Genomic DNA, 5,251 nt, shown 5'->3' with positions numbered 1-5,251 from the left:
ATCAAGAAATCGGAACTGACCCGGGTGAATGTCGACAGCACCGTTCAGGAAAAAGCCGTCCGCTATCCAACCGATGCCCGACTTTACGACCGATTGCGTGAACGTCTGGTAAAATCCGCACGTAAAAACGGTATTGAGTTGCGGCAGACCTACGAACGAATCGGGAAAAAGGTTTTGCGCAGCCAAAGCGGTTATGCGAAAGCCAATCAGTTCAAGCGTGCGAGAAAAGCGACGAAACAACTGAAAACTTTTCTTGGCCGAGTTCTTCGGGACATCAAACGGAAAATGACCGCCCCAGACATGGAACTGCAAAAATTGCTCGACCTTGGTGAACGCCTTTTCAATCAGAAAAAAAGCGATAAAAAGAAGCTTTATTTCATTCATGAATCGCAGGTTGAATGCATCGGCAAGGGCAAAGCGCATAAGAAATTTGAGTTCGGAACCAAAGTGGGTTTGGTGACTTCGGCAAAAGCGAACTGGATCATGGGAGCGGAAGCGTATCCGGGAAATCCCTACGATGGACATACTCTGAAATCCGCTTTGCAGCAAGCGTCAAAAATCCTTGGATTTGAACCGGAAATGGCGATTTGTGATCTTGGTTATCGCGGTCACAATTATGAAGGCAGGTGCGCGGCCGGATTCAATATCCGGAAACTGATGCGGGCATTCGCCCTGTTTTTGTACCAATTTTTCAAGCTTGCCTTGATTCAATTGGTAAACCCATTGAATCAAGGCGGTTCAAAAAGGTTTGGAAAAGGAAGAGCGCGAGAAGGAAAGAACCTTTCCTCAAAAGGTTTTTCCTTCTCGCATCTGGCTTTTGCATAATCGACTACTATAGCACGGAATTTCTTTTCTCGCCTTGAAGCTGAAGCTGTTCGGCTACATACCGGCACAGCCGGTAGTTTTTTTGCGCTGAAGCAATATAAAAACGAAAGGAAGCGGCAGAACCGCTTCCTCCCGGGAGTTGCTTCTCTCACCCTTTGACCGCGCCTGACGACAGACCGCGTATAAAGAGCTTCATACAGAAGATAAACAGAATCACCAGCGGGCTGGAGGCGATCGTGTATCCTGCCATCAGTTGCCCCCAGTTCTTGGTGTATTCGCCCTCCAGGTGGAGCAGCGCCACCGCGATCGTCTGCAAGTTGGTGTCGCGCAGATAGAGCAGCGGGGAGACGAAGTTGTTCCACTGACCGATGATCGAGAGGATTCCCAGCGTGCCGAGAATCGGCATCGACATCGGCACCACCACGTGCCAGATCTGGTAGAAGGTATTGCCGCCGTCAATTTCGATCGCGTCGAAAAGATCCTGCGGAATGTCCTCGATGAAGTTGCGCAGCACGAAGATGTTGAACGCCTGCCCGCCGGCGATGCCCGGCAGAATCAGCGCAAAATGGGTGTTGTACAGCCCGAGCGAGGTGATCAGTTTGAACATCGGCACCATGTTCGCCACGGCCGGATACATCATCAGGATGACGAAGATGCCGAAGAGGAACTTCGACCCCGGCATCCGGTAGCGGGCGAAGAAGAAGGCGCCGACCACCGCACAGACCAGCGTCAGCACCGTCGTGGACATGGCGATGAAGGCGGTGTTGAAGATCTTTCCGCCGATCTGCTCCCAGCCGTACACGTAGTTGGCCCAGTGGAACGGAGGTTCCGGGAACCACGGGTTGCGGGCGAACTGCTGATTGTCCTTCAGCGAGATCGTCAGCATGAGGTAGAAGGGCACGAAGGCGAAAAAGAGAATGATGAGAATGAAGACGTGCTTCCAGAATTCCACAAATTTCGATCGAACTACACGAGCCATTGCTCAACACTCCTATTTGTTTACCCGGACGAATTTGTTGTTGATCAGCGTCAACACCAGCGTCACCAGGAAGATGACAAACCCGATCGCACAGCCGTAACCGAAGAGGCCGCGCGAGAACGCTTCGCGGAAGATCATCAGACCGGGCACCGTCGCGATCCCGTCCGGACCGCCGTCGATGCCGAGGAAGAGGTAGATGTTCTCCCAGCTCTGAATCGTGCCGATAATCATCAGAATCAGATTGATGCGCACCTGCGTCATGATCAGCGGCAGCTCGATCCGCCAGAAGACGGTGAGCGGACCGGCGCCGTCGATGTCCGCCGCTTCATAGATGTCCTCGCTGATTCCCTGAAGTCCGGCCAGATAGATCAGCACGCCGAATGCGCCCACCCACGGGAACCCCATGAACACCAGCGACGGAATCACCAGCGACGGGTCGGAGAGCCACTGCACCGTTTCCGTAGGTGCAATGAATCCCATCAACCGCAGCAACCCGTTCAGGATGCCGCTGTTCGGCTCGTAGAAATACTTCCAGATCAGAATTCCGACCATCGAGGGGATGATCATCGGAATCACGAAGAGAATCCGGTACAGATACCCGATCCGGTCGTTGATGACGTGATGCAGCACCACCGCCACCAGAATCGGCAGAATCATTTTGACGACATTCGCCACCACAAAGATCCCCACCACGTAGAAACTTCGCAGCAGATCCTGGTCGAGCATCACCCGCCGTAGGTAATCCAGCCCGATGAACTCCTCGACGGTGTCGCCGTCCCACCGGTAGAACATGTGGTAGATACCGTTGAAAATCACCTGATAGTTGAACAGCAGCACCATGCCGAGCGGCACCACGATCAGGAGATAGACCGGCCAGTAATAGCGCAGCTTTTTTACCGATACTTCAATTGCCATTTTCGTTGTATTCCTTCAATCGACCCAGTTCATGCACCAGTGTCTCGTTGTTTTGGGCGGCCCGGTAGCGGCTGACGATGCCTTCGAGGTTGATCGCTCCGCGCATCCGGCTCAGCTGAATGTCGGCCGGAGAGACGTCGCCGGTCCATTCGCTGAATGCCAGCGCGGAACGGGTGCCGTCCATGCTCCAGAGCGTCCGCATCACGCCGAGATTGTTCTCGTTGATCTCGTCGATGAGGAAGTTGCGGACCGACAGGAAATCGTTCCAGAACGCCTCCTTCGGATTCGGCGGATTGGCGATGATGATGTTCTCCAGACGCTGCAGCGTCTTGCGGGTGCCGTATACGCCGGTGTTGAACGGCGTAGCGACGGCAGTGTTCGGCGTATTGGTGATCGGTTCAAGCGCCTCCATCAAGCCGGTATATTTCACCTTCTTGAGCGACGAGAGCCACTTGCAGTGTTCCACCATCGTCAGCTGATTGATCTTGTAGCTGGTGATGAACCGCAGGAAATCGAGCGCCAGATCGAAGTGTTTCGTCTTCTTCGGAATGCCGAATTTGCCGCTGATGCCGCTGCCCAGCTCGGTGATCCGCCCGTAGGAGTATTTGCCCAGCGGGTGATCCTTGGCCAGCACCGGGATGTTGATGATCTTCACCGGGAACGGGGAGTTGTTGACCATGCTGTACGCATTCCAGCTGCCGTCGAGAAAATAACCGACATTGCCGGAGAAGAAGAGGTATTTGGTCTGCTCCAGGTCGATCGCCGGGAAGCCGTCCGCAAAGTACTGGCCGATTTCGGTGACCAGCTCGACCGGGCGGAGCAGAACCTCCTTATCCAGCTCGCCGTCGTTGATCTGGCGGAAGAGTGTCCCCTGCGCAACCCCGTAGCCGAAGTCGTTTCCGGTATCGGAGAGCCCGCTGCACAGCTGCGACGTGTAGTTGCTGAAAAGCTGCCCGAGCGTCCCCTTGTCGAAGCCGCGCACGCCGATCGGAATGATCGGGCGGTTGTGCCGCAGCCCGTATTCGCGCATCTTCTCGCAGGTATCCAGCCACTGGGTGACGGTCTCCGGCAGTTTGTCCGTGCCGACCGCCTTCTTGTAGAGGTCCACATTGACGTAGACGCGGGTGGTGGAGGCGAAGAGGCAGACGCCGAAGAACTCGCTGTAGGAGAGATCGAGCGCGGCGAGCATATCGTCGGAAAAACTCTCGCGCCAGCTGTAATTCTCCAGCGGCGTTCCCTTGTTCCACGGATTCTTTTCTCCGATAAACGGGGAGAGCGGCGTGAAATACTGGTTGTGGATATCGGAGTTCCCGGTAAGCTCCAGCACATCGGCCGGCTCACCGCCGATCAGCTGGGTCAGAAACCACTGGGAGTAGCCGCGCACCGGCACGGCGACCTGCCGCACCCGCACCTTGACTCCCTGGCGCTCCTTCTCTTTCTCATAGATCTTGATCGCCTCTTCGAACCCCTCGCGGAATCCGTCCTCCAGCTGCCAGTGCGCGAAGGTCAGCACCTTGGTGTCCGGCGAGAAGACGGTCATGCCGCCGTGGTTCCGGATCACCATGATCACCGAAAGGATAAAAAAGGCGACGGCGAGCCAGACACCGACCTTCTGGAATTTACTGCCGAAGGTCACTTCATCATCGATCTTGCTCATTTCTGTTTGCCTTTTGCTTTGATTTCATTGAGAAACCGCTGTGCAACCACGGCCTGGGCGGAAAACGGATACTTCTTGAGATACTCGTTGAAGTATTTGACCGCCAGCGGCAGATCCCCCACCTTCTTGTAGAGGAAGAATCCGATGCGGAAGAGCGCCGAACGGTCCTCGCTGGGATTGGCGAAACCGAGTTCATACCCGTCGATCAGATGGCGGACTGCGGTCCGGTAGTCCCTGCGCATGTTGATGTATTCATATTCGGCCAGCAGGTGGATCGGCGGCAGCAGCTTCCGGTCCCCCTTGAAGTCGGCGATGAACTGTTCGACCCGGTTGAACATCTCTTCGGAGCTCTTCGGCGACTCCATATGTTCCCGCATCATGTAGAAGAAGGCGTCGCGCGCCGCCTGCGTACCCGGGGCAAGTTTGAGAATCTTTTCGTAGATCTCGTCGTGCTCGTACTTGTCGCCCTTCGTTCCGTAGATGTCGCGGCGCTGCTTCATGAGCTGAGAAGTGCGGGCCAGCGAAAGCCCAGCCTGCAACCGGTAACGGAGCGGAACACTTTGATCCATGAAGAGTTCCATAAGTTTGGTCTGACCGGCTTCAATCTTCTGATTGGCGCGGTCATACAGATCGCAGAGTCCGGAAACCAGCCGGGATTCCGGCAGCTCCGGGTGTTCTTCGGCAAGTTTGCGAGCCACCGGGTAGTTCATCTGGGAATAACTCCGCAGCAGCTTCACGGCAGGCGCCTCTTCTGCTGCAGCCGCACCCATGGCGGCGGCGGCAAGCAGAACGACCCCCCAGGTAGATTTCACCATTGCACCTCCTTCAGATTCGAGGTACGAAAGGGGACCGTCTACGCGTGTCCACACCCCCCG

The 5,251-nt window shown here is 55.6% G+C and carries 4 protein-coding genes and 1 pseudogene; 1 reads left to right on the top strand and 4 read right to left on the bottom strand.

Annotated elements, in window-relative coordinates; genetic code table 11:
* Positions 1–825, top strand: a pseudogene (locus ACMLHG_RS09320) (IS5/IS1182 family transposase); the annotation flags it as partial.
* Between the two features lie 148 nt (positions 826–973).
* Here ACMLHG_RS09320 and ACMLHG_RS09315 read toward each other — a convergent pair.
* Genes ACMLHG_RS09315 through ACMLHG_RS09300 form a run of 4 tightly spaced genes read right to left on the bottom strand, consistent with a single transcriptional unit; the run spans position 974 to position 5,191 of the window.
* Positions 974–1,804, bottom strand: coding sequence for a carbohydrate ABC transporter permease (locus ACMLHG_RS09315; RefSeq protein WP_417170314.1), 831 nt, complete (start codon positions 1,802–1,804; stop codon positions 974–976).
* A 12-nt stretch (positions 1,805–1,816) separates the two neighbouring features.
* Positions 1,817–2,719, bottom strand: a complete 903-nt coding sequence (locus tag ACMLHG_RS09310) for a carbohydrate ABC transporter permease (RefSeq protein WP_295812161.1) — start codon at positions 2,717–2,719, stop codon at positions 1,817–1,819.
* The gene (locus ACMLHG_RS09305) at positions 2,709–4,376 is read right to left on the bottom strand and encodes an ABC transporter substrate-binding protein (protein WP_417170313.1); all 1,668 of its coding nucleotides are present in this window, start codon (positions 4,374–4,376) and stop codon (positions 2,709–2,711) included. Before ACMLHG_RS09305 ends, ACMLHG_RS09310 begins: the two co-directional genes overlap by 11 nt.
* Positions 4,373–5,191 (bottom strand): tetratricopeptide repeat protein, encoded by an 819-nt coding sequence (locus tag ACMLHG_RS09300; RefSeq protein WP_417170312.1) that lies wholly within the window; start codon positions 5,189–5,191, stop codon positions 4,373–4,375. The genes ACMLHG_RS09305 and ACMLHG_RS09300 overlap by 4 nt, the downstream gene beginning before the upstream one ends.
* Between the last annotated feature and the right edge of the window lie 60 nt (positions 5,192–5,251).

Origin of the sequence: Victivallis sp. (assembly GCF_048170485.1) — a bacterium.
Lineage (GTDB): Bacteria > Verrucomicrobiota > Lentisphaeria > Victivallales > Victivallaceae > Victivallis.
The sequence above is the reverse complement of the archived record's forward strand: the minus strand, read 5'-3'. Positions and strand labels throughout refer to the sequence as shown.